This is a genomic window from Winogradskyella sp. (genome assembly GCF_013042245.1).
GTDB lineage: Bacteria > Bacteroidota > Bacteroidia > Flavobacteriales > Flavobacteriaceae > Winogradskyella.
On the sequence record NZ_JABDQL010000068.1, the window covers coordinates 11,899 to 37,276 of the forward strand.

Annotated in this window: 27 protein-coding genes; 20 read left to right on the forward strand and 7 right to left on the reverse strand. The window is 34.3% G+C overall.

From position 1 onward, the window contains the following. Nucleotides 1-82: 82 nt before the first annotated feature. From HKP48_RS05390 to HKP48_RS05440, 11 genes are all read left to right on the forward strand, one after another. Nucleotides 83-973 carry an N-acyl homoserine lactonase family protein gene (locus HKP48_RS05390; protein ID WP_296343612.1) on the forward strand — a complete coding sequence of 297 codons (891 nt, stop codon included), beginning with the start codon at nt 83-85 and terminating at the stop codon, nt 971-973. Then, the gene (locus HKP48_RS05395) at nt 973-1,380 is read left to right on the forward strand and encodes a hypothetical protein (protein ID WP_296343614.1); all 408 of its coding nucleotides are present in this window, start codon (nt 973-975) and stop codon (nt 1,378-1,380) included. The genes HKP48_RS05390 and HKP48_RS05395 overlap by 1 nt, the downstream gene beginning before the upstream one ends. Nucleotides 1,381-1,384: 4 nt before the next feature. Further along, nucleotides 1,385-2,137: a Fe-S cluster assembly ATPase SufC gene (gene sufC / locus HKP48_RS05400; protein WP_296343617.1), complete on the forward strand. Its 753-nt coding sequence runs from the start codon at nt 1,385-1,387 to the stop codon at nt 2,135-2,137. 70 nt (nt 2,138-2,207) lie between these two features. Then, the gene (sufD, locus tag HKP48_RS05405) at nt 2,208-3,521 is read left to right on the forward strand and encodes a Fe-S cluster assembly protein SufD (protein ID WP_296343619.1); all 1,314 of its coding nucleotides are present in this window, start codon (nt 2,208-2,210) and stop codon (nt 3,519-3,521) included. Beyond that, complete coding sequence (locus tag HKP48_RS05410) at nt 3,522-4,760, forward strand: cysteine desulfurase (protein ID WP_296343621.1); 1,239 nt, start codon at nt 3,522-3,524, stop codon at nt 4,758-4,760. Nucleotides 4,761-4,924: 164 nt separating this feature from the next. Next, complete coding sequence (locus tag HKP48_RS05415) at nt 4,925-6,028, forward strand: zinc metalloprotease (protein ID WP_296343623.1); 1,104 nt, start codon at nt 4,925-4,927, stop codon at nt 6,026-6,028. A gap of 96 nt (nt 6,029-6,124) precedes the next feature. Beyond that, nucleotides 6,125-6,643, forward strand: coding sequence for a hypothetical protein (locus tag HKP48_RS05420; RefSeq protein WP_296343625.1), 519 nt, complete (start codon nt 6,125-6,127; stop codon nt 6,641-6,643). 26 nt (nt 6,644-6,669) lie between these two features. Beyond that, nucleotides 6,670-7,092 (forward strand): SufE family protein, encoded by a 423-nt coding sequence (locus tag HKP48_RS05425; RefSeq protein ID WP_296343667.1) that lies wholly within the window; start codon nt 6,670-6,672, stop codon nt 7,090-7,092. Between the two features lies 1 nt (nt 7,093). Further along, on the forward strand, nt 7,094-7,420 hold the full coding sequence (locus tag HKP48_RS05430) for an iron-sulfur cluster assembly protein (protein ID WP_296343627.1): 327 nt from the start codon (nt 7,094-7,096) through the stop codon (nt 7,418-7,420). Further along, on the forward strand, nt 7,420-7,929 hold the full coding sequence (locus tag HKP48_RS05435) for a DUF2480 family protein (protein WP_296343629.1): 510 nt from the start codon (nt 7,420-7,422) through the stop codon (nt 7,927-7,929). The genes HKP48_RS05430 and HKP48_RS05435 overlap by 1 nt, the downstream gene beginning before the upstream one ends. 59 nt (nt 7,930-7,988) lie before the next feature. Next, on the forward strand, nt 7,989-8,924 hold the full coding sequence (locus HKP48_RS05440; protein ID WP_296343631.1) for a DUF3078 domain-containing protein: 936 nt from the start codon (nt 7,989-7,991) through the stop codon (nt 8,922-8,924). A gap of 50 nt (nt 8,925-8,974) precedes the next feature. Here the strand turns inward: HKP48_RS05440 and hflX are convergent, their stop codons facing one another. Further along, entirely contained in the window at nt 8,975-10,186 is a 1,212-nt protein-coding gene (gene hflX / locus HKP48_RS05445) for a GTPase HflX (protein ID WP_296343634.1), read from the reverse strand. A 72-nt stretch (nt 10,187-10,258) separates the two neighbouring features. Between hflX and HKP48_RS05450 the strand changes: the two genes are divergently transcribed. Then, the gene (locus HKP48_RS05450; protein ID WP_296343636.1) at nt 10,259-11,203 is read left to right on the forward strand and encodes an endonuclease/exonuclease/phosphatase family protein; all 945 of its coding nucleotides are present in this window, start codon (nt 10,259-10,261) and stop codon (nt 11,201-11,203) included. A gap of 1 nt (nt 11,204) precedes the next feature. Next, nucleotides 11,205-12,110, forward strand: coding sequence for a type IX secretion system membrane protein PorP/SprF (locus tag HKP48_RS05455; protein WP_296343638.1), 906 nt, complete (start codon nt 11,205-11,207; stop codon nt 12,108-12,110). Here the strand turns inward: HKP48_RS05455 and HKP48_RS05460 are convergent, their stop codons facing one another. Then, on the reverse strand, nt 12,111-12,578 hold the full coding sequence (locus HKP48_RS05460) for a CYTH domain-containing protein (protein WP_296343640.1): 468 nt from the start codon (nt 12,576-12,578) through the stop codon (nt 12,111-12,113). A 21-nt stretch (nt 12,579-12,599) separates the two neighbouring features. Between HKP48_RS05460 and dinB the strand changes: the two genes are divergently transcribed. Continuing rightward, nucleotides 12,600-13,709 (forward strand): DNA polymerase IV, encoded by a 1,110-nt coding sequence (gene dinB / locus HKP48_RS05465; protein ID WP_296343642.1) that lies wholly within the window; start codon nt 12,600-12,602, stop codon nt 13,707-13,709. A 70-nt stretch (nt 13,710-13,779) separates the two neighbouring features. On the opposite strand, the gene pyk is transcribed toward dinB, so the two are convergent. The 5 genes from pyk to HKP48_RS05490 form a co-directional block, all read right to left on the reverse strand. Beyond that, nucleotides 13,780-15,219 (reverse strand): pyruvate kinase, encoded by a 1,440-nt coding sequence (gene pyk / locus HKP48_RS05470; protein WP_296343645.1) that lies wholly within the window; start codon nt 15,217-15,219, stop codon nt 13,780-13,782. Nucleotides 15,220-15,224: 5 nt separating this feature from the next. Further along, the gene (locus HKP48_RS05475; RefSeq protein WP_296343647.1) at nt 15,225-15,704 is read right to left on the reverse strand and encodes an IPExxxVDY family protein; all 480 of its coding nucleotides are present in this window, start codon (nt 15,702-15,704) and stop codon (nt 15,225-15,227) included. 122 nt (nt 15,705-15,826) lie between these two features. Beyond that, nucleotides 15,827-16,567, reverse strand: a complete 741-nt coding sequence (rnc, locus tag HKP48_RS05480; protein ID WP_296343650.1) for a ribonuclease III — start codon at nt 16,565-16,567, stop codon at nt 15,827-15,829. Nucleotides 16,568-16,574: 7 nt separating this feature from the next. After that, nucleotides 16,575-17,825 carry a beta-ketoacyl-ACP synthase II gene (fabF, locus tag HKP48_RS05485; protein ID WP_296343652.1) on the reverse strand — a complete coding sequence of 417 codons (1,251 nt, stop codon included), beginning with the start codon at nt 17,823-17,825 and terminating at the stop codon, nt 16,575-16,577. Nucleotides 17,826-17,837: 12 nt separating this feature from the next. After that, entirely contained in the window at nt 17,838-18,071 is a 234-nt protein-coding gene (locus HKP48_RS05490) for an acyl carrier protein (protein WP_008269813.1), read from the reverse strand. Nucleotides 18,072-18,252: 181 nt separating this feature from the next. On the opposite strand from HKP48_RS05490, the gene HKP48_RS05495 reads away from it, so the two are divergent. From HKP48_RS05495 to HKP48_RS05520, 6 genes are all read left to right on the forward strand, one after another. Next, nucleotides 18,253-18,819 carry a phosphoribosylglycinamide formyltransferase gene (locus HKP48_RS05495; protein ID WP_296343654.1) on the forward strand — a complete coding sequence of 189 codons (567 nt, stop codon included), beginning with the start codon at nt 18,253-18,255 and terminating at the stop codon, nt 18,817-18,819. Continuing rightward, nucleotides 18,812-19,453, forward strand: a complete 642-nt coding sequence (locus HKP48_RS05500; protein WP_296343656.1) for a ribonuclease H family protein — start codon at nt 18,812-18,814, stop codon at nt 19,451-19,453. The genes HKP48_RS05495 and HKP48_RS05500 overlap by 8 nt, the downstream gene beginning before the upstream one ends. A gap of 74 nt (nt 19,454-19,527) precedes the next feature. After that, nucleotides 19,528-20,454 (forward strand): PfkB family carbohydrate kinase, encoded by a 927-nt coding sequence (locus tag HKP48_RS05505; protein ID WP_296343658.1) that lies wholly within the window; start codon nt 19,528-19,530, stop codon nt 20,452-20,454. Between the two features lie 82 nt (nt 20,455-20,536). Further along, a complete protein-coding gene (locus tag HKP48_RS05510; RefSeq protein WP_296343660.1) occupies nt 20,537-22,435 on the forward strand; it encodes an amidophosphoribosyltransferase in 1,899 nt (632 codons plus the stop codon). Between the two features lie 439 nt (nt 22,436-22,874). Next, a complete protein-coding gene (locus HKP48_RS05515) occupies nt 22,875-24,725 on the forward strand; it encodes a hypothetical protein (RefSeq protein ID WP_296343662.1) in 1,851 nt (616 codons plus the stop codon). 11 nt (nt 24,726-24,736) lie between these two features. Further along, a complete protein-coding gene (locus tag HKP48_RS05520) occupies nt 24,737-25,234 on the forward strand; it encodes a hypothetical protein (protein WP_296343664.1) in 498 nt (165 codons plus the stop codon). Nucleotides 25,235-25,378 lie beyond the last annotated feature (144 nt).

Sequence of the window (25,378 nt, forward strand, 5' to 3'; positions counted from 1 at the left end):
AGGAATGATTAATAGCGAACAGCGTGTGTCCTTAAAAAAACAATACATATAAACACATGAACTTTAAACATAATTTATTCGTATGAAAAAACTACTCTTACTATTGGTCATAGTTTTAGGGTTTTCTTCTTGTAAAGATTTTAAAGAAGGTCTAAAAGACGGGTATAATGCCGCTAAAAAAGAAGCAGAGGCAACCAAGAAGCAAGGTATAAAACTTTACACACTTGACGGTGGCACTGTACAAGCAAATAAACTGGAACTATTCTCTCAAGATACAACCTATACTGGACAAAGTAAAACCTTTGCAGATGCGTTTTATGTAATTGTACACCCTAAAGGAACTTTAATGTGGGACACAGGTTTGCCAGAAAGTCTTGTAGGTTTACCAGAACCATTTACTGACCCAAGCGGTGCATTTACAGTATCCAGAAACGATAGTGTAGTCTCGCAATTATCAAAAATTGATATGACTCCAGCAGATATTGATTTTTTAGCCTTATCGCACACACATTTTGACCATAGTGGTCATGCTGAAAAGATTAAAAATGCCAAATGGTTAGTACAAGAAACTGAGTATAATTTTATAACTAGCGAGGAGGTTCAAAAAAATAATGCCGATATCTATAATGCGGTAAATGATTTACAAAACGTTCAGAAACTTAATGGCGATTATGACGTTTTTGAAGATGGTACCGTAATTATAAAATCCATGCCTGGTCATACGCCCGGTCATCAAGTTTTATTTCTTAAGCTTGAAAATGCTGGTAATGTATTATTGACAGGAGATTTATACCACTTCCAAGAGAATAGAGATTCTAAAGGTGTGCCTAGCTTTAACTATGATGCCGATATGACTTTGAAAAGCATGGACGAATTTGAAGCTTTTGCGAAACAAAACAATGCAGATGTTTACATCCAGCATAGCAAAGATGATTTTTATAGATTACCAAAATATCCAAAGTACCTAGATTAATGATAAAGCAATTATTTTCACTATTACTATGCCTTGTATTTTTTGTGTCCTGTAAAAACGATACTAAAAAAGAAACTGGAAGTTTAGAAGAATCTAAATCCTATAACCAGAATGACGGTTTAATTACTTTAAAAGGCGACTTTATTTACATGGCAGATGCTGCAGTGATTCAAACTAAAAATGAAATCTACGGCGTTATCATTGATGACCAGACGCACAAATTAAATGATGCTGTTGCTAAATTCAAAAAAGAAGCCACAGACATGGTACCTGTAACCGTAAGAGCAAAACGCACGACAAAACCTGAAGGCGAAGAAGGCTGGCCTTTTAGACTAGAAATAAAAGAAATTATTAAAGTTGAAGCTCCAAATCCTGAGCAAAACGATATTATAAAAATAGAAAACTAAGATTATGTTAAAGATAAATAACTTGCACGCTAGTGTTGAGGACAAACCTATTTTAAGAGGTATCAACCTTCATGTAAAACCCGGAGAAGTACATGCTATAATGGGACCAAATGGTTCTGGTAAAAGTACGTTGGCATCTGTAATAGCTGGTAAAGAAGAGTATGAAGTTGATCAAGGAGAAATTGTTTTAGAAGATGAGGATTTAGAAGAGTTAAGCGCGGAAGAACGCGCTCACAAAGGCGTATTTTTGTCGTTTCAATATCCTGTTGAAATTCCTGGGGTTAGTGTAACTAACTTCATGAAAACAGCCATCAACGAAACGCGTAAAGCTAAAGGTTTGGAAGATATGCCAGCTAATGAAATGTTGAAACTTATCCGTGAAAAATCTGAGCTTTTAGAAATTGACCGTAAGTTTTTATCACGTTCATTAAACGAAGGCTTTTCTGGAGGAGAAAAGAAACGTAATGAAATCTTTCAAATGGCAATGCTAGAACCAAAATTAGCCATTTTAGATGAAACAGACTCTGGTTTAGATATTGATGCCTTACGTATCGTGGCTAATGGTGTTAACAAACTAAGATCTAAAGACAATGCTGTAGTCGTCATTACGCATTACCAACGTCTATTAGATTATATCGTTCCTGATTATGTCCACGTTTTGTACAACGGTCGTATTGTAAAATCTGGACCTGCAGCATTAGCTCATGAATTAGAAGCTAAGGGTTACGATTGGATTAAGGAAGAAGTAAACGCATAATTAGTAATTAGTAAGTAACATTCAGTACTCTAACTGTAATATACATACTAAATACTTTATACATAACAAAATGGAACTAAAAGAAAAATTAGTATCGTCTTTTATGGCATTCGAAGACACAGTCGATGTAGATTTGCCTGTACATGATATACGTCTAGACGCCATTAAAGCATTTGAAGCCGAAGGTTTCCCCAATAAAAAACAAGAAGCTTGGAAATACACTTCATTAAATTCAATTTTAAAAAATGATTTTAGTGTATTTCCAAAAGAAACAGGTGCTTTAGATTATAAAGATGTTAAGCAATATTTTATCCATGATATAGATTCTTATAAAATCATATTTGTAGATGGTAAATATTCGTCTCACCTTTCGGCAACAACGCACGATGGTATTGATGTCTGCCTAATGTCCGCAGCTTTGAACAAACCAAAATACAAGTTGGTTATTGATAATTATTTCAATAAAATAGCAACTAAAGATGGTTTCTCATCTTTAAATACGGCATTTTCAGCTGAAGGTGCTTACATCCATATCCCTAAGAATAAGGTGGTTGAAAAGCCAATACAAATTATTCACTTTTCCACAGGTAATGAAGCTGCTATAATGCTTCAGCCAAGAAATCTAATTGTAGTTGATGAGAATTCTCATGTTCAAATTATTGAGCGTCATCAGAGTTTAACAGATAATCCAACACTAACCAATAGTGTAACTGAGATTTTTGCTAACAAACGTGCTATTGTAGATTACTATAAAATTCAGAATAATAGGCAATCAGCTTCTTTGATAGACAGTACATTCGTCAATCAAAAACAAGAAAGTTTAGCTAAGGTGCATACCTTTTCTTTTGGTGGAAAATTAACACGAAACAACCTTAATTTTTACCAAAACGGAGAGCGTATTGATTCTACCATGAAAGGTATTACCATCATTGGTGATAAACAACACGTAGACCACAACACGTTAGTACATCATATAGAGCCTAATTGCGAAAGCCACCAAGACTACAAAGGTATTTTTGATGCTAATTCTACGGGGGTATTTAACGGCAAAGTCGTTGTTGAAAAAGAAGCCCAAAAGACAAATGCCTTTCAGGCTAATAATAATATTCTTATAAGCGACAAGGCTACTATTAACACAAAACCTCAGCTAGAGATTTTTGCAGATGACGTTAAATGTTCGCATGGTTGTACAATTGGACAACTAGATGAAAGTGCAATGTTTTACTTACGTTCCCGTGGTATTCCAGAAAAAGAAGCTCGAGGATTGTTAATGTATGCTTTTAGTAATAATGTTTTAGATTCTGTAAAGATTCCTGAAATCAAAAACAGAATCACAAAACTTATTGCTCAAAAACTAGGTGTTAATATAGGGTTTGATTTGTAGATGAGTACAATTGAAAAACATATTAAATTTGATGTTGAAGCAATAAGAAAAGAGTTTCCAATACTTAATAGACAAGTTAATGGCAAGCCACTCATCTATTTTGATAATGCGGCAACATCACAAACACCTCAACAAGTAATTGATGTTATTGTAGATTATTATAGTAATTACAATGCCAATATTCATCGCGGTGTGCATACCTTGAGCCAAGAAGCTACGGATGCATACGAGCAGGCAAGAATCAAAATCCAAAAACATTTTAATGCTAAGCATACTCACGAAATTATATATACCTCAGGGACAACTCATGGTATTAATTTGGTTGCTAGCGGGTTTTCTTCTTTATTACAAAAAGGAGATGAAGTCATTGTTTCTGGGTTAGAACATCATAGTAATATCGTCCCTTGGCAAATGTTGTGTGAGCGTACAGGAGTAACATTGAAGGTGATACCAATGAACCAAAATGGCGAGTTGGTCTTAGATGATTACGACTCACTTTTAAACAAAAAAACAAAACTTGTTTTTGTTAATCATATCTCAAATGCTTTAGGAACTATTAATCCTATTGAATATATAATTAAAAAAGCACATTCGGTCGGTGCAGCTGTATTAGTTGACGGCGCTCAATCGTGCCCTCACATAAAACCAGATGTACAAGCTTTGGATGTAGACTTCTATGTTTGCTCTGCTCATAAGATATGTGGACCAACTGGAGTAGGTATGCTTTATGGAAAACAGGAATGGCTCAAAAAACTACCGCCATATCAAGGTGGTGGTGAGATGATTGCTGAAGTTAGTTTTGAAAAAACAACCTACGCCGATTTACCTCATAAATTTGAAGCTGGTACACCAAATGTGTCTGGAGGTATTGCTTTTGGAGCTGCTTTAGATTATATGAATAGTATAGGTTTTGACACCATTGCAAACTACGAAAATGAACTTCTTGTATACGCTACAAAACAACTTGAAAACATTGAAGGTCTAAAAATTTACGGTACAGCAAAAGAAAAAACATCAGTAATTTCTTTTAATGTAGGCAATATTCACCCTTATGATATCGGGACTATTTTAGATAAAATGGGTATTGCTGTACGTACTGGTCACCATTGTGCGCAACCCATAATGGATTTTTATCAAATTCCAGGGACTATTCGTGCATCGTTTATGTTTTATAATACCAAAGCAGAAATAGACACTTTTATTACGGCGCTTAAAAAAGCAGTTATGATGCTATCGTAAAATCTTTCAACATATTTATCAAATAATTAGCACCTTTTTGTAGGTGCTTTTTTTATATAGGCCTTACACTTTATCGATCTGTAAACAAATATTTTTTTAATTTGTTAAAAATTTAACAAATTATTTTATATTTGACAAAATTTTTAACCAAAAACTAACTAAAAATGAAAAAAACGATTTTAAGAGTTGCTGTAATGGCGCTTCTTTTTGCGGGTTGTAGTGATGACAACAATAATCTAGAACAAGAACAAGCAAAAGTAGACATGAGTGACTTCTATTTATACACAGATGCTACAGAAGACGGTACTAATACTAGAGCTGTAAATGGAAAAAAGTGTAATTCAATGACCGTACTTAATCGTCGATTGAATGAAAACCCTGGACTTTATCAAAAAATGTATAATATCGAATTGCATTCTAGACAGTTCATAGCTAATCTTAGACCTCCGGGAGGCAATGGTAACGGTAATGGCGGAGGACCAGGAGGAGATAACGGAGGCGGAGACCCCGTTGATGATGGCTTAGGTATTGTAACCATTCCTGTTTATGTACATGTTTTATACAATACAAATACTGAAAACATTAGTGACTCACAAATTCAGTCACAAATAGATGTTTTGAATGAAGATTTTAGAAAAACTAATAATGATGCCAGTCTAGTTCCTTCTGAATTTGCACCTGTAGCAACAGATACTGAAATTGAATTTACACTAGCTGGAATTACAAGAAAACAATCATCTATTACAGATTGGGGAACTAGTGATAATATGAAATCTTCTTCTTCTGGGGGTATTAACCCTATTACTCCAGAAACACATTTAAATATTTGGGTCGTAAACAAAATGTCTTATCGAAATTATACGGTATTTGGTTTTGCACAATTTCCTGGCGATGATCCATCTACTGATGGCGTAGTAGTTGCTCATCCTTATTTTGGGAATACAGGAACGGCAGGAAGTGTTTTTCCTGAAATTAATCTTGGAAGAACCGCAACTCATGAAGTCGGGCATTATTTAAATCTTCGCCATATATGGGGAGATGGAAGATGCAACCGTGATGATTTTGTGTATGACACGCCAAAATCTGATCGCTCAAATCAAGGCTGTCCCTCATACCCTACAGAGCATTGTAGAAGTAACGATATGACTATGAACTATATGGACTATACAAATGATAGTTGTATGTATATGTTTAGTGATGGTCAAAAAGAGAGAATGCGGGCTGTGTTTGCTCCAGGCGGACCAAGAGCATCCATAGTCGGAAACTAAAAAACACTAAAAGCATTAATTTTAAAGGAGTTTCTTTGAGAAGCTCCTTTTTTTGGCATCAAAAATGTAGCTTACACATTATAAAATACCAAGATTATGAAATTTTTATTCAGTTTAGCGACACTATTCTTTTTAACAGGCTCTTGCAATTCGCAAAAAGAAACAACTACAAACAGTAATAAATCTAATACACAATCCATTAAAGAACAACAAATGGTAACAGATAAGCAAAAGGCTATTGGTCAAAACTATGATGTAGCAGTTATATATGAAGCTAGGTCTAGAGGTTCTGCAAAGTATATCTATGTCTCCAAAGTCAAGATTATGTTGTCACAAGATCTTAGTTTGCAAAAAATGGATGAATATCCCTGTAATGCAAAAGATTGGGAAGAAGTGAAGAAACTCCTAGACGATATTGAAAGAAAAGCATTTCAAAATTTAAAAGCACCCACAGACAAGAGGCTCTATGATGGTGCAGCACATACAACCCTGTCTATAAAACAAGGTGACGTTATATACATGACGCCAAGTTTTGATGCGGGTTTTCCGCCAAAAGAAATTGAAGAACTCGTTAATAAAGTGTTAGCATTAGCAGAGAAAGTAAAAAAACAGTAGTAATTTTGTTTTTTAAAGATGTTACAATGACGATTGAAAATATACAAAACGCGATTATTGACGAATTCTCAATGTTTGAAGATTGGGAAGAACGCTATCAATACATGATTGACTTAGGTAAAACGCTACCTCTTATAGAAGAGCAATATAAAACCGATGATAATATCATAAAAGGTTGCCAAAGTAAGGTCTGGGTACATGCCAATATGAGCAATGATAAAGTAGAATTTACAGCTGATAGTGATGCCATTATCACAAAAGGAATCATTGCTATACTTATAAGAGCCTTTTCAAATCAACATCCAAAAGATATTATTGTGGCTAATACTGATTTTATTGATAAAATTGGGCTTAAAGAACATTTATCGCCGACGAGAGCAAATGGTCTTGTAAGTATGATAAAGCAGCTAAAAATGTATGCTATAGCATACCAAACACAATTAAACTAAAATGAGCGAAACAACTATAGATACAGCAGCTCTTGGCGATAAAATCGTCAAAGTTGTAAAAACGATATATGACCCAGAAATCCCTGTGGATATTTATGAGTTGGGTTTAATTTACGATGTATTTGTAAATGAAAATTTTGATGTAAAAATATTAATGACTTTAACATCACCTAATTGCCCTGTTGCAGAAACTTTACCGCTTGAGGTTGAAGAAAAAGTAAAGTCTATCAACGAAGTTAAAGATGCTGAAGTAGAAATTACTTTTGACCCACCTTGGTCACAAGACCTTATGAGTGAAGAAGCTAAGTTAGAATTAGGTATGCTATAATGGCTAAAGAAATTATAAATAGGGTTGCCAATAGTAAATTAAAAGTCATTGACTTAGAAGACTTTTATCCAAACGGCAAACGTATCGCTTTTGATATTAAAGACTGGTTGTTAGAAGGTCTTGTACTACGAGAAAAAGAGTTTAGAAATCATGTTTCAGAACACAATTGGTCGCAATATCAAGATTCTTATGTGGCTTTGTATTGCTCATCAGATGCTATTGTGCCCGATTGGGCCTATATGTTGATTTCTATTCAACTTCAAGATATTGCGAAACTTACAGTTATTGGTAATTTAGAGCACTTAGAATCTATTATTTATACTCAGATTATTTCAGAATTAGACATTTCGGATTACAATGATGCACCAGTAATTATAAAAGGTTGTTCTCATAAACCTGTACCTGCAAATGCACTTGTTCTCCTTTCACAAATATTAAAACCTGTTGCCAAATCCATACTATTTGGTGAAGCTTGTTCTTCGGTACCACTCTATAAAAGAAAAAAATAGAAGTTCACTTTTTTTTCCATTTATTATATTTGCACATCAATCCATAAAACTTTAAACAAATGAAAACTAAATTTATTTTATCATTACTCATGGTATTTGCTATTAGCCTTGGTTACTCCCAAACAAAAGAAGACTTACAGAAACAAAAAGCAGAGAAACAAGCTGAAGCTGACAAATATCAAGGAGAAGCTGATGCGTTACAAGCACAAATAGACGCTTTACCTGGATGGAGAACTGGAGTTTTTGGTACCATTGGTGGTAGCTTATCCAACTTTAGTAATTGGTATGCTCAAGGTGCACCAAATAATTCATCAGGAAATATTGGCTTTACAGTAAATGGCTTTGCTAATAAATTAGAGGATAAGTATTTCTGGAGAAATAGTTTAAACCTGAATCTTAATTGGACAAAACTAGATAATAAGGACAATCCTTTAGATAGTGATGATTTTGAGCCTACAACTGATGTATTTAACATTACTTCTTTATACGGTAGAAAATTAAGCGATAAATGGGCAGCATCTGGTTTGCTAGAATATAGAACAACTTTATTAAATAACTTTAATGACCCAGGATACTTAGATTTGGGTGTTGGTTTTACTTGGACACCAATTACAGATTTAGTTGTTGTAATCCATCCTTTAAACTACAATTTTGTTTTTGCTGATGATGATACAATTTTTAACTCGTCTTTAGGTGCAAAAATAGTTGCAGACTATACAAGACAATTAGGTAAAGTTAATTTTAAAACAAATTTATCTGCTTTTGCTAGTTATGAAAGTAGTGACTTGTCTAACTGGACTTGGATTAATTCATTTAGCTACACCTTATGGAAAGGTATTGGTGTAGGTTTTGATTTTGGATTACGTAGTAACCATCAAGAAGCTGTAAATTTTGCTAGAAATCTAGCTCCAGTTCCAAATCCTGAGGCAACCTTTGATAATGTTGATAACGATTTACAGTCTTATTATACAATTGGTTTAAGTTATAATTTCTAAGAAAATTAAAAACAATAAAAGAGGCGTCTTAATTAAGACGCCTCTTTTATTTACTCTATATCCTCTACATCTGGATACAAAAAGTGATTATAAGGAAAACGCGTCACATGAATTTCACGGACTTCTTTATACACACGTTTTTTAAAATCGTCCAAGTTTTCTTTGTTTAATGCCGAAATGAATAAAGCATTATCGCCAATTTTAGACATCCACGTCTGTTTCCACTCCTGGATAGAGTAATTAGCTTTTGTACGCTCAACTATTAAATCTTCTTCATCATAAGGTTCTGCTTGGTAAGCATCAATTTTATTAAAAACCATTATAGTGGGCTTGTCCTTACTTTCAATTTCGTCTAAGATTTGGTTTACAGACTCTATATGTTCTTCAAAATTTGAGTGTGATATATCAACCACATGCAATAACAAATCTGCTTCTCTAACTTCATCTAGCGTACTTTTAAAAGATTCTACCAGTTGTGTTGGTAGCTTTCTGATAAAACCAACAGTGTCACTTATAAGAAATGGCAAATTGCCAATGACCACCTTGCGAACTGTAGTGTCTAGTGTAGCAAAAAGTTTGTTTTCTGCAAATACTTTAGACTTACTAATAACATTCATCAAAGTAGATTTCCCAACATTGGTATAGCCTACTAATGCTACACGTACTAGTTTTCCACGATTACCGCGTTGAACCGCCATTTGCTTATCAATAGTTTTTATTTTTGCTTTTAATAGCGAAATTTTATCACGTACAATACGTCTATCTGTTTCAATTTCTGTTTCTCCAGGACCACGCATACCAATACCTCCTTTTTGTCTTTCAAGGTGTGTCCACATTCCCTTTAATCGTGGTAATAAGTATTGACACTGGGCTAATTCTACCTGGGTTCTTGCATAACTAGTTTGTGCACGTTGAGCAAAGATATCGAGTATAAGATTTGTTCTGTCTAAAATTTTACAATTAAGGATTTTACTAATGTTACGCTCTTGTGCAGGCGATAGTTCGTCATCAAAAATCACAGTGCCAATGTCGTTTTTTTTTACAAATTCCTGTACATCATTCATCTTACCACTACCAATAAAGGTTTTGGGATTGGGCATGTCTAACTTTTGAGTAAATCGTTTAATAACATCACCACCAGCTGTATAGGTTAAAAACTCTAACTCATCCAAGTATTCTTTGGAGGTTTCTTCATCTTGTTCCTTGGTAACAATTCCTATAAGTACAACCTTCTCGAGGTCAATGTCTTTTTTTTCTAGCATAAATAATTCAAAGTACAAATTTAGACAATTGTGCCATACCACATTATCTATATTAATTATATCTTTAGCGGTATGAGTCAAAAACACACCATTGCATTTTATAATATTGAAAATCTTTTTGATACAAAAGACGATGCCAATACTTATGACGACGACTTTTTACCACATTCAGCAAAACGATGGACAACAAAACGTTATCAAAATAAGCTCAGAAAGTTAGGACAAGTTATTACTCAAATTGGAGAAGACGATGTCGATTCTCCGCCAGCTATTGTGGGACTTGCTGAAGTCGAAAACAAGCAAGTAGTGCAAGATTTGATTGAAGGTAAATATCTAAGACATTATAACTACGATATTGTACATTACGATTCTTCTGATGAACGTGGAATCGATGTTGCGCTAATTTATAATACTGATGTTTTTGAAGTCTCACATTCCGAACCATTCGCAGTATATCTCACAAAAGAAGATGGTAGCCGTGACTATACTAGAGACGTCTTATTAGTTTCAGGACGCTTAAATGATGAACAAACACACATTATTGTAAATCATTGGTCTTCTCGAAGACAAGGCGAAAAAGAGACAGAACACAAACGGCTAGCTGCTTCAGATACGGTTAATCGTGTTGTTGAAGTCTTAAACAAAAACTATGACAATCCAAAAATTATTGTTATGGGTGATTTTAACGATACACCTCAAAATAGAAGTCTCATTTCTTTAGAGGAAAAATCAAATCTATATAATCCGTTTAAAAAGATTTCTACACGAGATAAAGGCAGCTTAAACCATAATTTTGAGTGGCATTTATTTGATCAAATTCTAATTTCAACCAATTTTTTTGACGCTACTTCTACAAAGTTCAATTTGAGTGAAGCCGATATTTATAACTCGCAGTTTTTAACACAATACCATGGAAAGTTTAAAGGTCAACCCTTTAGAACCTATGTTGGCAAACGTTACAAAGGTGGATATAGCGACCATTTTCCCGTATATATTGAGCTAAAGAAAGATAACTAAAATGAAATATTTCTATTGTACAATACTGTGTTTATATGGCTTGTTTAGCTTCTCGCAACAAGACCCACAATACACGCAGTACATGTACAATATGCCAATTATAAACCCTGCATATGTTGGAGCTACAGAGTATCTAAATCTTGGTCTTTTATACCGTGACCAATGGACAAAAATTGATGGTGCTCCACAAACGAGTACATTTTTTGGAAACTTTAAACTCTCTGAAAATATGGGAGCTGGGCTTTCGGTTATTACCGACCAATTAGGACCCGTAAAAGAAACTAATATCTATGCGGATTTTGGTTATACTATAACTTTAAAAGATAATCATAAACTTTCTTTTGGTATAAAAGTAGGTGCTACTTTTCACGATATAGGCCTAAATAATCTTACTGTTTTTGACCCAAATGACCCATTCTTTAGTGAAAACATAAACAGTACAACACCAAATATTGGAGCAGGACTATTCTACTTTACCGAAAACTATTATGCTGGGGTTTCCATTCCTAACTTCTTAAATTCGGTGCATCTCAATGCCAATGGAAATAAACTTGGCTCAGAAACACAACACCTTTTTGTTACTGGCGGTTATGTTTTTGAATTGTCCGAAAACTTGAAATTAAAACCTTCGCTTTTAGTAAAATCTGCTTTTGAAGCACCAGTTTCTTTTGACTTAAACACTAACGTACTTTTATTTAAAAAACTAGAGTTAGGAGTTTCTTACCGAAATGACGATTCGTTTTCAGGTCTGGTAAATTTTGCTATTACCCAAGAGCTTAATATTGGCTATGCTTACGATGCGGTGAGGTCAGATATTAGACAATTTGCACCGTCTTCACATGAAGTAATTATTAGATATAGTTTCGTAAAAAAATATAAACGTATTAAATCGCCTCGGTTCTTTTAGCTACCAGTCTTTAAAGGGTTGTTTACTCAAATTTGAGTTGTAATAGTTTACATTACCTGTGACTTCCTCACCTAACCAATCTGGTTTTTCAAAGGTTTCTGTTTCAGAATTTAGCTCCACTTCTGCTATAATCAATCCGTTGTTATCACCATAAAATTCATCAACTTCAAAGATATGGTTGCCTACTTTTACTTCGTATCTTATTTTATCTATGATGCCTATCTCGCATAATTGCAAAAGTGACTCTGCCTCATCTACAGAAATCTGTTTCTCCCATTCAAAACGACTTAATCCGTCTGAAGTTGACTTCCCTTTTACAGTCAAAACACCTTGATTTTTATTTAATCGAATTCTAACTGTACGTTCTGGATGACTATTTAAAAATCCTTGTTTTATATGATATAAATTAAATGCTTTGACTTTAAAAGCATCGGATTTTACTAAAAATTTTCGTTCTATTTCGGTCATAATATTGCCTAAATTTACAGTATGCCAAACGATTTACCAATTCGGAAAATTATTCACGTTGATATGGATGCGTTTTACGCATCTGTAGAACAGTTAGACAATCCTGAATTGCGAGGAAAACCCATTGCTGTTGGCGGTGGTGGAAAACGTGGTGTTATTAGCGCTGCAAGTTACGAGGCTAGAAAATTTGGTGTTAAGAGTGCTATGTCTGGACGTTTAGCAGAAAAACTATGTCCTGAATTGATTTTCGTAAGAACAAATTTTGACCGTTATAAAGAAGTGTCTCAAAAAATTAGAAAGATTTTTCACGAGTATACAGATTTAGTTGAGCCACTTTCTTTAGATGAAGCTTATTTAGATGTGACACAAAACAAAATAGGCATGCCAAGTGCATCAATCATAGCGCAAGAAATTAGGAAACGTATTTTTGATGAAACTGGCTTAACAGCTTCCGCAGGCATTTCTATAAATAAATTTGTAGCTAAGGTTGCTAGTGACTACAACAAACCTAATGGACAAAAAACTGTAAATCCAGAAGATGTGCTACAATTCTTAAAAGAATTAGATATACGGAAATTCTATGGCGTTGGTAAAGTCACTGCCGAAAAAATGTATCAAAAAGGGATTTTTACTGGTAAGGATTTAAAATCAAAATCACTTGAATATTTAATTGAGAACTTTGGAAAATCGGGAAGCTACTACTATTACATTATTCGTGGCATTCATGATAGCGTAGTAAAACCTAACCGCATCCGTAAATCACTTGCTGCAGAACGTACGTTTAGCGAAAATCTGTCTTCAGAAATTTTTATGCTTGAAAAAGTTGAACTTATTGCCGAAGAAGTTGCTCGCCGTTTAGCAAAGAGCAAAGTATCTGGAAAAACCATCACTTTAAAAATTAAATATAGTGATTTTACGCTTCAAACCCGAAGTAAAACCTTACCCTATTTCGTTTGCGACAAGAGTATAATTCTTGAAACAGCAAAAGACTTATTGTATCAAGACAAACTGAATAATTCCGTCAGACTTTTAGGGATTTCGTTATCAAATTTAAATACAGAAGATGCTAAAAAGAAACCTGAAAAAAAGTTTGAAAATCCGATTAGCGTTCAATTGAAATTTGAATTTTAATTAGATTTAACATTTTATGATTTCTGCATCAGTCAACTTAATCAATACAGAAGTGACTTGTAAATTATTTCTAAAAACTACACGTCTCAATCTCTGTAACACGCAACGTATTAACCATACCTTTATCTTGTATTGGCATTGCTGCTAAACTAATTAACATATCTCCCACGTCCAAATAACCCTTTTTACAAGCAATAGCATTTACGTCTTCAATCGTTTCGTCTGTACTTACAAATTTATCGTAATGAAAAGCAGTTACGCCCCAAAGCAAACTAAGTTGTGTTAAAATCCTACTATTTGATGTAAATACTAAAACATGTGCAGAAGGCCGCCATGCCGAAATTTGAAATGCTGTATAACCACTGTTAGTTAATGTAGAAATAGCTTTGGCATCTATCTCATTCGCCATTTGTGCAGCATGATAACAAATTGATTTTGTAATATATCTATTGGTACGAATATGTGGTGGTAATTGTGGCACTTCTATTAAAGAAGAATTCTCAACACTTTGAATAATATTTGCCATCTGACGGATAACTTGTACTGGATATTTACCAACAGAAGTCTCTCCAGAAAGCATCACAGCGTCAGCACCATCCATTACAGAGTTAGCGACATCGTTAACCTCAGCACGCGTTGGCGTTAAGCTTGTAATCATTGTTTCCATCATTTGTGTTGCAATAATCACAGGAATACGAGCACGCTTGGCTCTATGTACCAATTGCTTTTGTACCAGTGGTACTTCTTCTGCAGGAATTTCTACACCTAAGTCTCCTCGAGCAACCATAAGTCCATCGCAATAAGCCACAATTTTATCAATGTTTTCTACCGCTTCTGGCTTTTCAATTTTAGCAATGATTGGGATTTTATGTTCACTATGCTCATTGATTAACTTTTGTAACTGCATTAAATCTTCCGCATGTCTAACGAATGATAGAGCTATCCAATCTACTTGCTGCCCTATGGCAAAAATGGCATCTTCTATATCTTTTTGGGTTAATGCAGGTTGCGATATGTTTGTATTAGGAAGGTTTACACCTTTCTTAGACTTTAATGGACCGCCTTGTATTACTTTTGCTTTTACTTCTGTTTTTTTATCAGTAGAAACAACTTCAAAAATTAATTTACCATCATCCAAAAGGATACGTTCGCCTGGCTTTGCATCTTGTGGAAAGCGGTCATAAGTCATATAAACGCGTTCCTTTGTGCCTTCAAAACGTTCGCCAGTAGCAAAAATAATTTCGTCACCTGGATCAACAACGACTTCCTCCTTCATAGTACCTACACGTAATTTTGGGCCTTGTAAATCTCCTAAAATAGCAGCATTGTATCCGTATTCTTCATTGAGCTCACGTATCATTTTTATGCGTTCTTTTACGCCATCATAATCAGCGTGAGAGAAGTTAATTCTAAACACATTTGCACCTTCATCTAACATTTCTTTTAAAACAGCCTTGCTACTTGTTGCTGGTCCTAAGGTCGCAACTATTTTCGTTTTCTTATTCTTCATTTATTCTAAAAAATTAAATGTTCTTTTGACTTTATTTTATTCAAATCTACAGTATAAGTCGTTATAATTTGTGATATACCTTGTAGTTTACTAATAACTAGTTTTTCGTTTATATGACGTGTATCATTAGAGATTTTAATAAAAAAATCAACTTGCTTCATTTCAGGAAGTAGGTTATAAGTTTTTGAGATTTTTATATCATTTGCAAATAAAACCCCACTACTGGCTAAGCTTTCTTCTTCGCGCATACAAATATTTGCAATGAGGTTCCACGTTATATCTTTTGGCACATCATAATACTCATAAACCGCATAAGAAGAAGACGTGTAATTAAGATCTAAATCCTTTTCTTTTCTTAATAAACGTAAGCCTAAATGCTTGTTAAGCATGTAGGCTAAGCGATAGTCTTCTAATCTACAATGTACTGCAAAGAGCAAATATTTATCGTCATAAAAATCGTCTACTAAAAGCTTGTGTAATGCCATTTATAATCTATAAATACGGAGTAAATATAATGCATAAAACTAGGAGATTCGCTAAGTTTACATGAAACTTAACCTAGTCTTTTTACGAAAACGTTTGCGTTGTTTTGTTTAAAAAAAACATATCATTGTTTTGATATTTGCTCCTGAAAAGCAAAAAAAGCGCGCTTAGAAGCTTTTTCTTCTGCTTTTTTTTTGGAAGTTGCACGTGCTTTAGCTATCACTTTATCGTCTATACTCAACTTGACTGAAAAATGCTTTAAAGCATCGTTTCCCGTATCCTCGTAAACCTCGTATTTAAAGGTTTTCTTTTCTTTTTGACACCATTCAATTAGTAAGCTTTTATAACTAATAACCTTACCTTCAAGTTTTTCTATATCTACATGAGGAAGAATGACATTTTTATAAACGAATTTCTCGCAAGCCTTGTACCCTTTGTCCAGATAAATAGCACCTACCAAAGACTCAAATAAATTACCATGAATATTACTACCAAAATTATCTTTAGGAATGCGGCTTCGTACTAAATCTATAAGATTAAGCTCTTTCCCTAGTTCGTTTAAATGCTGTCGGCTTACGACTTTCGATCGCATCTTAGTCAGATAGCCTTCATCGCCGTGCGGCACTTCTCCGTATAAAAAGGAAGCAATAACAGAACCCAACATAGCATCTCCTACAAACTCTAACCTTTCATAGTTTATAGCATTTCCTTTTTTGTCCTTAATGTTCATAGAACGGTGGGTAAAGGCTTTAAGGTAAAGTGATTTTTTTTTAGGTGTAAATCCTAAAATTTGTTTGAGTTGTAAAAAAAAATTCCCGTCTTCTTCAGAACGGGAATTTTTTAATATGTTACGAAAGATACTCATTCGGGATTTAGTCTAGTTTTTTAAATAATACACAAGCGTTATGACCGCCAAATCCAAACGTATTACTCATTGCTACTTTAATATCGCGTTTCTGCGCTTTATTGAGTGTTAAATTTAATTCTGAATCTATGTTTTCATCAACCGTTTCGTGATTAATTGTAGGTGGCACTATGCCATGCTCCATAGCCATTATAGAAGCAATAGCTTCAATAGCTCCAGCAGCACCTAACAAGTGACCCGTCATAGATTTTGTAGAGTTAATATTAATAGTCTTGGCGTGACTACCAAATACTTCAGATATAGCTTTTAACTCTGCAACATCACCTAATGGTGTTGATGTTCCGTGTGTATTTATATGATCTACATCTTCAGGATTCAGTCCTGCATTCTCTAAACAATTTTTCATTACCGCAATAACACCTATGCCATCAGGATGTGGTGCTGTCATGTGATAAGCATCTGATGACAGACCGCCACCAACAACTTCTGCATATATTTTTGCACCTCGTGCTTTTGCATGCTCATACTCTTCTAAAACAATAGCACCTGCTCCTTCACCCAATACAAATCCATCGCGATTTGCATCGAAAGGTCTTGAGGCAGTTTCAGGACTATCATTTCGTGTACTCATGGCGTGCATAGCATTAAAACCACCCATACCAGCAATGGTAACAGCGGCTTCGCTTCCTCCTGTAATTACAACATCGCAATGACCTAAACGAATATTGTTTAGGGCATCAATCATTGAATTAGCAGAAGAGGCACATGCAGATACAGTTGTATAGTTAGGTCCCATAAATCCATATTTAATGGATATGTTTCCAGGCGCTATATCGGCAATCATTTTTGGAATGAAACGAGGATTAAATCTGGGTGTTCCGTCACCTTTGGCAAAGTTTAACACTTCTTCCTGAAATGTTTCTAAACCTCCAATACCAGCTCCCCAAATAACACCTACACGTAATTTGTTTAAAGCATCTAGGTCAAGTTTTGAGTCTACTATTGCTTCATCTGAGGCAACCATAGCATACTGCGAAAACTTGTCCATCTGTCTTGCCAACTTTCTATCAATAAAGTCAGTAACTTTAAAGTCTTTTATTTCACAGGCAAATTGTGTTTTGAACTTTTCAGCATCAAAATATGTTATTGGCGCAGCACCACTCCTTCCATTAACAAGACCATCCCAATAGTCGTCTTTAGTATTGCCAATAGGTGTAAGTGCACCTAAACCGGTAACTACAACTCGCTTTAATTCCATGAAATTAACTTCTTATTTTGCTTCTTCTATGTATGAGATAGCTTGACCAACTGTTGCAATGTTTTCAGCTTGATCATCTGGTATTTGAATATCGAATTCTTTTTCGAATTCCATGATTAACTCTACTGTATCCAATGAATCTGCTCCTAAATCGTTAGTAAAGCTAGCTTCTGTTACAACTTCGTTTTCATCAACACCTAATTTGTCTACTATAATCGCTTTTACTCTTGATGCAATGTCTGACATAATCTTTTAGTTTTAAGTTTTAATTAGACGGCAAAAATAAAAAACTTTATTTTAAAAAATAGATTTACCTACAAAATGTGCCTTCCATAGATAAAAATAGAAATAAGTATTTAGATTTTGAGCCTAATTGTTAATTATTATTCTTTTTTTTGTTTGAATAATATTAAGCTGATAACTGTTTATGAAGCGAATTGTAATTTTTGCGTCCGGCTCGGGAAGTAATGCTGAAAATTTGATAAAGTTTTTTCAAAACAGTGAACATGCGTCTGTTATTCAGGTATTGACTAACAATCCCCATGCCAAAGTTCTTGAGCGCTGTAAACGCCTCGGTGTTAGTGCCTTTTCTTTTAACAGAACTGCATTTACAATAACAAAAGATGTTCTTAATCTGTTAAAAGCAAGCCAACCAGATTTGATTGTCTTAGCTGGTTTTTTGTGGAAATTTCCTGAGCACATTTTAAAATGTTTCCCTAATAAGATCATAAATGTGCATCCTGCGCTACTTCCTAAATTTGGAGGAAAAGGCATGTATGGCATGAACGTTCACAAGGCTGTAGTAAAAAATAACGAAACTGAAACCGGGATTACAATCCACTTCGTGAACGAAAATTATGATGAAGGTGCTATTATTTTTCAAGCCAAATGCAAAGTTGAAGCGTCAGATTCTGCAGAAGATATCGCTAAAAAGATTCATGAATTAGAGATGGAGTATTTTCCTAATGTTGTGAAAGATTTATTAAATGTCTAAAAAGAAAAAGAAATACTACACCGTTTGGAAAGGTCACCATACTGGCGTATTCGAAACTTGGGAAGATTGCAAAGCACAAATCCAAAATTTTGAAGGCGCACAATACAAATCTTTTACGACGTTTGAGGCAGCCAAAAAAGCACTCAAAGGCAACTGCAAAGATTATATTGGCAAATCTAAAATTTTTAAAAGTGACCTTTCACAAGCACAACTCAAAAAAATAGGCCTACCCAATTATCATTCTATAGCAGTTGATGCAGCTTCAAGCGGTAATCCTGGTAAAATGGAATATCGCGGTGTGGATACCAAAACAAAAAAGCAACTCTTCATTCAAGGTCCTTTTGAGGAAGGCACCAATAATATTGGTGAATTTTTAGCTTTAGTACATGGTTTAGCATTCTTAAAACAACACAATAGTGACCGTATAATGTACACTGATTCAAAAACTGCTATGAGTTGGGTTCGTAAAAAAACATGTAACACAAAACTAAAACGCAACGAAAAAAACAGGCCTGTTTTTGAGCTGGTCGACCATGCTATAACTTGGCTTAAAGAAAATGACTATGCCAACATAATAGTGAAATGGGAAACAAAAGCTTGGGGAGAAATTCCTGCAGATTTTGGACGAAAATAATAAATGTTTTAAAGCTAGAATAGAATTTCAGAACGAATAAATTTTACCTAAATTTGCATCTTAATTAAAACTAAATGAGCAAACTTGTAATTGTCGGAACAGTAGCCTTTGATGCTATTGAAACACCTTTTGGCAAAACCGACAAAATCCTCGGTGGCGCTAGTACTTTTATTGGTCTTGCAGCCTCTAACTTTAACGTAGATTCTTCAGTTGTATCTATCGTTGGTGGTGATTTTCCGCAAGAATATTTAGACTTATTATCCGATAGAAATATTGATGTCTCTGGTGTAGAAATCATAAAAGATGGTAAAACATTCTTTTGGAGTGGTAAATACCATAACGATATGAATTCTCGTGATACTTTAGTTACTGAGTTAAATGTTTTAGAACACTTTAACCCAATTGTTCCTGAAAACTATAGAGATGCAGAAGTTGTAATGCTTGGTAATTTACACCCGTCTGTACAAATGAGTGTACTCAACCAAATGAATAAAGAGCCGAAACTCGTCGTTTTAGACACGATGAACTTTTGGATGGATTGTGCGCTTAATGAACTTCATGAAACTATTAAGCACGTAGACGTTATAACCATCAATGATGAGGAAGCAAGACAACTTACTGGAGAATACTCTTTGGTAGTCGCTGCACGCAAGATTCACGAAATGGGGCCAAAATACGTAGTTATTAAAAAAGGGGAACACGGCGCTTTATTGTTTCATAACGACAATGTGTTTTATGCACCAGCATTACCACTAGAAGAGGTTTTTGACCCAACAGGAGCAGGAGATACTTTTGCAGGTGGCTTTTCAGGTTATTTGGCAAAAACAAATGATTTCTCTTTTGAGAACATGAAGAATGCTGTTATATACGGCTCTACTCTAGCTTCGTTTTGTGTAGAAAAATTTGGAACTGAACGTATGATAAATTTAAAAAGTGGCGAGGTTCAAAAACGCCTCAAACAATTTCAGCAACTAACACAATTCGATATAGAACTATCATAAATTAAAGCGCGCCTAATTTTGGCGCGTTTTTTATTTCAGTATTTTTGAAAAAAAACACAACATACAAACTCTCACAACAACAATGAGTGACGCTTTAAAACACGAATGCGGTATTGCCTTAATACGCCTTTTAAAACCTCTTGAATATTATAAAGAAAAGTATGGAAGCGCATTTTATGGTGTAAATAAGATGTATCTAATGATGGAAAAGCAGCACAATCGTGGACAAGATGGTGCCGGTTTTGCAAGTATAAAGTTAGACACACAACCTGGCGAACGCTACATAAGCCGTGTGCGTTCTATCGCTCAACAACCCATACAAGATATTTTTGCAAAGATAAATGAGCGCATCAATGAGGAATTAACCAAAAATCCTGAATATCAAAATAACGTTGAAGCACAAAAAAAGAATATTCCTTACATAGGCGAATTACTATTAGGCCATGTTCGTTATGGTACGTTTGGGAAAAATAATGTTGAGAGTGTTCATCCATTTTTAAGACAAAATAATTGGATGCACAGAAACCTCATAGTCGCTGGTAATTTTAATATGACCAATGTCACTGAGCTCTTTGATAATCTTGTGCAAATAGGTCAGCATCCAAAAGAAAAAGCCGACACAATAACTATTATGGAAAAAATAGGTCATTTTTTAGATGATGCTGTCGCAAAGATTTATAAGAGATTAAAAAAAGAAGGCTACAGCAAAGTTGAATGTTCCCCACTAATTGCCGAACGTTTAAATGTTGCTAAAATTCTAAGAAAAGCCGCTAAAAATTGGGATGGTGGTTATGCTATGGCTGGTTTACTCGGTCACGGGGATTCTTTTGTATTACGTGATCCTGCAGGAATTCGACCTACTTATTATTACAAAGATGACGAAATTGTTGTAGTTGCATCAGAGCGCCCAGTGATTCAAACTGTATTTAATGTCGACTTTGATGATGTTAAAGAGTTAGCTCCAGGACATGCCATTATTACTAAAAAATCTGGAGAAACTTCTATTAAAGAAATATTAGAACCATTAGAACGTAAAGCTTGTTCTTTTGAGCGTATTTATTTTTCACGTGGAAGTGATGCCGAAATTTATAAAGAACGAAAAGAATTGGGTCGCTTACTAATGCCTAAGGTACTAGAAGCTATTGATGGAGACACAAAGAATACAGTATTTTCCTTTATTCCTAATACTGCAGAAACTTCATTTTTTGGAATGATTGATACTGTTGAAGAACATCTTAACAAACGTAAAACACAAGCCATTCTGGATGGTAATGGTAAATTATCTGCAGATAAAGTCACCGAAATTTTATCTGAACGTCCACGTATTGAAAAAATAGCAATTAAAGACGTAAAACTACGAACCTTCATAACCGAAGATAGTAGTAGGGATGACTTGGTAGCCCACGTTTATGATGTAACTTACGGCGTTATAAAACCAACCGATAACTTAGTTATCATTGATGATAGTATTGTACGCGGTACAACTTTGAAGAAGAGTATTATAAAAATGATGGACCGCTTACAACCTAAGAAGATTATAGTGGTTTCTTCGGCTCCTCAAATTCGCTACCCAGATTGTTATGGTATTGATATGGCTAACCTTGAAGGTTTAGTCGCCTTTAGAGCCGCATTAGAGCTTTTAAAAGACACAAATAACTACGGTATTGTTGAAGATGTTTATAAAAAGTGTAAAGCGCAAGTTCAATTAGATGATAAGGACGTGAAAAACTTTGTTAAAGAGATTTATACAAATTTCACGGATGAACAAATTTCAAATAAAATATCTGAATTGTTGAGTGACGATGATGTTAATGCTGAGGTTAAAATCATTTTTCAACCGGTAGAAAACTTACATATGGCTTGCCCAAAGAACTTGGGTGATTGGTACTTTACTGGAGATTACCCAACTGTCGGCGGAAATAGAGTTGTGAATAAAGCATTCATCAATTTTTACGAGGGCAATAAAGAACGAGCTTATTAAACAACGCCTAAAAGAAGCTTAATTTCTTAGTATTAAAACAGAAAAACTCTGAGTTATTTTATCTTTTTTAAAGCTTAACTCGCACAAAAACAGTAGGACACTCGTGTTAAAACTCCCTTAAACTGATATTTTCGCTTTTTGGCTATGTTTTGTCTGTTATTCACTCACGTAAATTATATTTGTTTTTACTTTAACTTAAGTAGATTAAGTTTATGGTAGATTTGGGGCAAAAAGGGTGAACTTCTGTTTACCCTTTTTCATTTCTAATTCCCGCGAAAGTGGGAATCTCTAAAATTAACTCCTTCATTAGTCCTTAGAGTATCCACAAAACAATTTCATTACAAAAAAAACGCTTTCACGCATACAATTAGCTATTTGACCACATTTTTGTTACATTGTATTGGCTAATTGCTTAGTTTTGAGGTAAACTAAATAATCAATGAATTTTAAAGCACCAAAGCACCAAAGCACCAAATTATTATTTAAATTTTTAATCGGTACTATTTTTCTCTTTAATTACAACTGTCAAGAAGAAGATATTATTATACCCGAAGCCGATACTACAGAAATAACAACTCCAAGTACTATAGATAATACTCAAGCTAGATATAATGTAACTATTACCAATTGGGAACGTATTAAAAATGACAACCCTAAGTTAGAAGAGAAAGTTAATAAATATAGTTTATCTTCTATAACCACTAATAGTAGAACCACTTCTGAAACTTATGGCTTTTCAATTGACGAAACACGTGTACAAATTATAGAAATCGATAGTAGTCTTACAACCTATACCTTTTTGGTAGAGCGTGATATCTATACGCCTAATGTGTTAGAGAACTATGTCTTTAAAAATTTTACAAATGGCACATATAAGCAGTTACTTCTAACTTATAATTATACTGTAAGCGAAGACGGAAGTGTTGTGTTTGACACAAATTACTTGGGTATCGAGGTAATAGAGGACGAAAACTTAATCGTAGCACGCGGTAGTTGTGGACCAGAACTTGTAGATACAACTCAAAATCTAACTTGCTGGGATGTACATTGCACCGGAGACAGTCATCCTGTTGGTGAACAGTGTGGTTGTACCTCGGCATCTAATACATGTACCCCTGCTTATGTAGAATGTTCTTTACAAACTATATATACAACAACAGATACGAATTGTGGCGGCGGTGGCTCTGAAAACCCTAACGGCACAAGCAACCCTTACGGTACACCTAGCGGAGGCGGAAATAATAACCCTACACCAAACATACCCTTAATTGATTTAATGTTTTCTAACTTAATAAAGGCATGTATCAATGATCCTGATGATACCGACGATGTTATAATGTCCGATGAACAATTTAATGTACTAACTACATTAGGAAACCAAACAAATCTTATAAACAGTTACCTTAACGAAAACTTATGTAGTGTAGAGGCTCAAGCATTTACTCTCTTAGCCATTGATACTTTGGCAGATAATGATGGTGATGGACAACCTGACGGCGAAGTAGATTTTGAAGAAAACATAATATATGACAACTCATTAAATAACTACCCTTGTCACAAATTAGTTATTCAAAATGCAGTGGGCGTATGCTCACCTCTTACTCAAGGGGTATTAAATGCTTTTGAAACAAATGATGGTACAAACCTTATTTTTGAGGTTTCTAATTCTATTTCAGGCAACGGGAATACAAGCTCGTCTTCTGTATATGACCCAAATACAAGTACTTGCAACATAACTATAAGAATTAGACAATCATATTTAGAGAATGCGACAGATTTATCAATAGCCAGAACTGTTATTCATGAAAGTTTACACGCAATGTTCGTTTATATGTTTGAAGAAGGGCTGTTGAATTCATCAGATGGTACACCTTTGGATGGATTTGAAAATTTAGTGGAAGCACACATAAACTATTTAGGTGGTTTGCCTTCTAATCTTGGGGTTGTTCATCACACATTAATGACAGATTTTGTAGAAGATATGGCAACTTCATTGTCAATTTACGCATCATCTTTAGGTTATACAAATTCATTTAATTTCTATAAAAATTTATGTTGGTCTGGAGCAATGCTAAATACTCCAACTTTTCAATCTTTATACCCTCAATACTTAAACCCCAGTGATGCCACTAATAATCCAAGCAATGTGAACCCGAGTTGGCTAAATATAGTAAATACTAATGCAGCAGAACAAGACAATTCAACATACACTTTCGCTCATCCTAATGGTACAACCTATACAAATAGCCCACTTGGTAATGCCCCAAATTTGAATCACCCATGCAATTAAAAAATAGTAATATGAAAAGTCTATTTTTATTTTTTGTCAGTCTCTCTATCAGTTGCTTTAGTCAAAATAAAATAGAAAAAATTGAATTCAATACAAATGGTTATGCTAATGAACCAGACTTTAGTATTATAATATATAGAGATAGAACAGCAATTTTTATTGCCAAAAATAACAACTATGAAGAAAACTTAAAAGGAGATGTAGTAGGGTTTGGAACTAATGAAAAAGGATATAATATTAGAAATTCTGAAATTAAAGGAGTATTTAAAGTTAAACTAAAAAAAACAGTTTTTAATGAGATTATAATGCTAATAAAGAATCTAAAACAAGAATTTAAAAAAGGTAATTTCATATCAAATCAAATCCACAACTCTGAAGCAACCCTTATCGTTTCAAAAGAGAAAAATAAATCTAATTCAATTACGGATATTGGAATGAGAAACAATAAAAATTTAATGAATTTATATAATTATTTAAAAAAATTAAGGTTTAATCAATCATGGAAATGAAATAAAATACTGCCTACAACAACTAAGTTTTCGTTGCGTCCGCAGGACGAACAATGAAAACTCCTGTTGAACGGAACCGTTGAATTTAGAAATAATCTTAGTAAAACAGCCCTATTGGGGATATCGCTTTTGGGATTGTGGTGA

Bases quoted from the DNA above. Each gene is read 5' to 3' on its own strand.
- HKP48_RS05420 (WP_296343625.1), top strand. From the start codon at position 6,125: ATGAAATTTTTATTCAGTTTAGCGACACTATTCTTTTTAACAGGCTCT.
- pyk (WP_296343645.1), bottom strand. From the start codon at position 15,219: ATGAAGAATAAGAAAACGAAAATAGTTGCGACCTTAGGACCAGCAACA.
- HKP48_RS05430 (WP_296343627.1), top strand. From the start codon at position 7,094: ATGAGCGAAACAACTATAGATACAGCAGCTCTTGGCGATAAAATCGTC.
- hflX (WP_296343634.1), bottom strand. From the start codon at position 10,186: ATGCTAGAAAAAAAAGACATTGACCTCGAGAAGGTTGTACTTATAGGA.
- dinB (WP_296343642.1), top strand. From the start codon at position 12,600: ATGCCAAACGATTTACCAATTCGGAAAATTATTCACGTTGATATGGAT.
- HKP48_RS05440 (WP_296343631.1), top strand. From the start codon at position 7,989: ATGAAAACTAAATTTATTTTATCATTACTCATGGTATTTGCTATTAGC.
- HKP48_RS05390 (WP_296343612.1), top strand. From the start codon at position 83: ATGAAAAAACTACTCTTACTATTGGTCATAGTTTTAGGGTTTTCTTCT.
- HKP48_RS05515 (WP_296343662.1), top strand. From the start codon at position 22,875: ATGAATTTTAAAGCACCAAAGCACCAAAGCACCAAATTATTATTTAAA.
- HKP48_RS05395 (WP_296343614.1), top strand. From the start codon at position 973: ATGATAAAGCAATTATTTTCACTATTACTATGCCTTGTATTTTTTGTG.
- sufC (WP_296343617.1), top strand. From the start codon at position 1,385: ATGTTAAAGATAAATAACTTGCACGCTAGTGTTGAGGACAAACCTATT.
- fabF (WP_296343652.1), bottom strand. From the start codon at position 17,825: ATGGAATTAAAGCGAGTTGTAGTTACCGGTTTAGGTGCACTTACACCT.
- HKP48_RS05435 (WP_296343629.1), top strand. From the start codon at position 7,420: ATGGCTAAAGAAATTATAAATAGGGTTGCCAATAGTAAATTAAAAGTC.
- HKP48_RS05415 (WP_296343623.1), top strand. From the start codon at position 4,925: ATGAAAAAAACGATTTTAAGAGTTGCTGTAATGGCGCTTCTTTTTGCG.
- HKP48_RS05495 (WP_296343654.1), top strand. From the start codon at position 18,253: ATGAAGCGAATTGTAATTTTTGCGTCCGGCTCGGGAAGTAATGCTGAA.
- HKP48_RS05500 (WP_296343656.1), top strand. From the start codon at position 18,812: ATGTCTAAAAAGAAAAAGAAATACTACACCGTTTGGAAAGGTCACCAT.
- rnc (WP_296343650.1), bottom strand. From the start codon at position 16,567: ATGAGTATCTTTCGTAACATATTAAAAAATTCCCGTTCTGAAGAAGAC.
- HKP48_RS05490 (WP_008269813.1), bottom strand. From the start codon at position 18,071: ATGTCAGACATTGCATCAAGAGTAAAAGCGATTATAGTAGACAAATTA.
- HKP48_RS05505 (WP_296343658.1), top strand. From the start codon at position 19,528: ATGAGCAAACTTGTAATTGTCGGAACAGTAGCCTTTGATGCTATTGAA.
- HKP48_RS05455 (WP_296343638.1), top strand. From the start codon at position 11,205: ATGAAATATTTCTATTGTACAATACTGTGTTTATATGGCTTGTTTAGC.
- HKP48_RS05410 (WP_296343621.1), top strand. From the start codon at position 3,522: ATGAGTACAATTGAAAAACATATTAAATTTGATGTTGAAGCAATAAGA.
- HKP48_RS05425 (WP_296343667.1), top strand. From the start codon at position 6,670: ATGACGATTGAAAATATACAAAACGCGATTATTGACGAATTCTCAATG.
- HKP48_RS05450 (WP_296343636.1), top strand. From the start codon at position 10,259: ATGAGTCAAAAACACACCATTGCATTTTATAATATTGAAAATCTTTTT.
- sufD (WP_296343619.1), top strand. From the start codon at position 2,208: ATGGAACTAAAAGAAAAATTAGTATCGTCTTTTATGGCATTCGAAGAC.
- HKP48_RS05520 (WP_296343664.1), top strand. From the start codon at position 24,737: ATGAAAAGTCTATTTTTATTTTTTGTCAGTCTCTCTATCAGTTGCTTT.
- HKP48_RS05510 (WP_296343660.1), top strand. From the start codon at position 20,537: ATGAGTGACGCTTTAAAACACGAATGCGGTATTGCCTTAATACGCCTT.
- HKP48_RS05460 (WP_296343640.1), bottom strand. From the start codon at position 12,578: ATGACCGAAATAGAACGAAAATTTTTAGTAAAATCCGATGCTTTTAAA.
- HKP48_RS05475 (WP_296343647.1), bottom strand. From the start codon at position 15,704: ATGGCATTACACAAGCTTTTAGTAGACGATTTTTATGACGATAAATAT.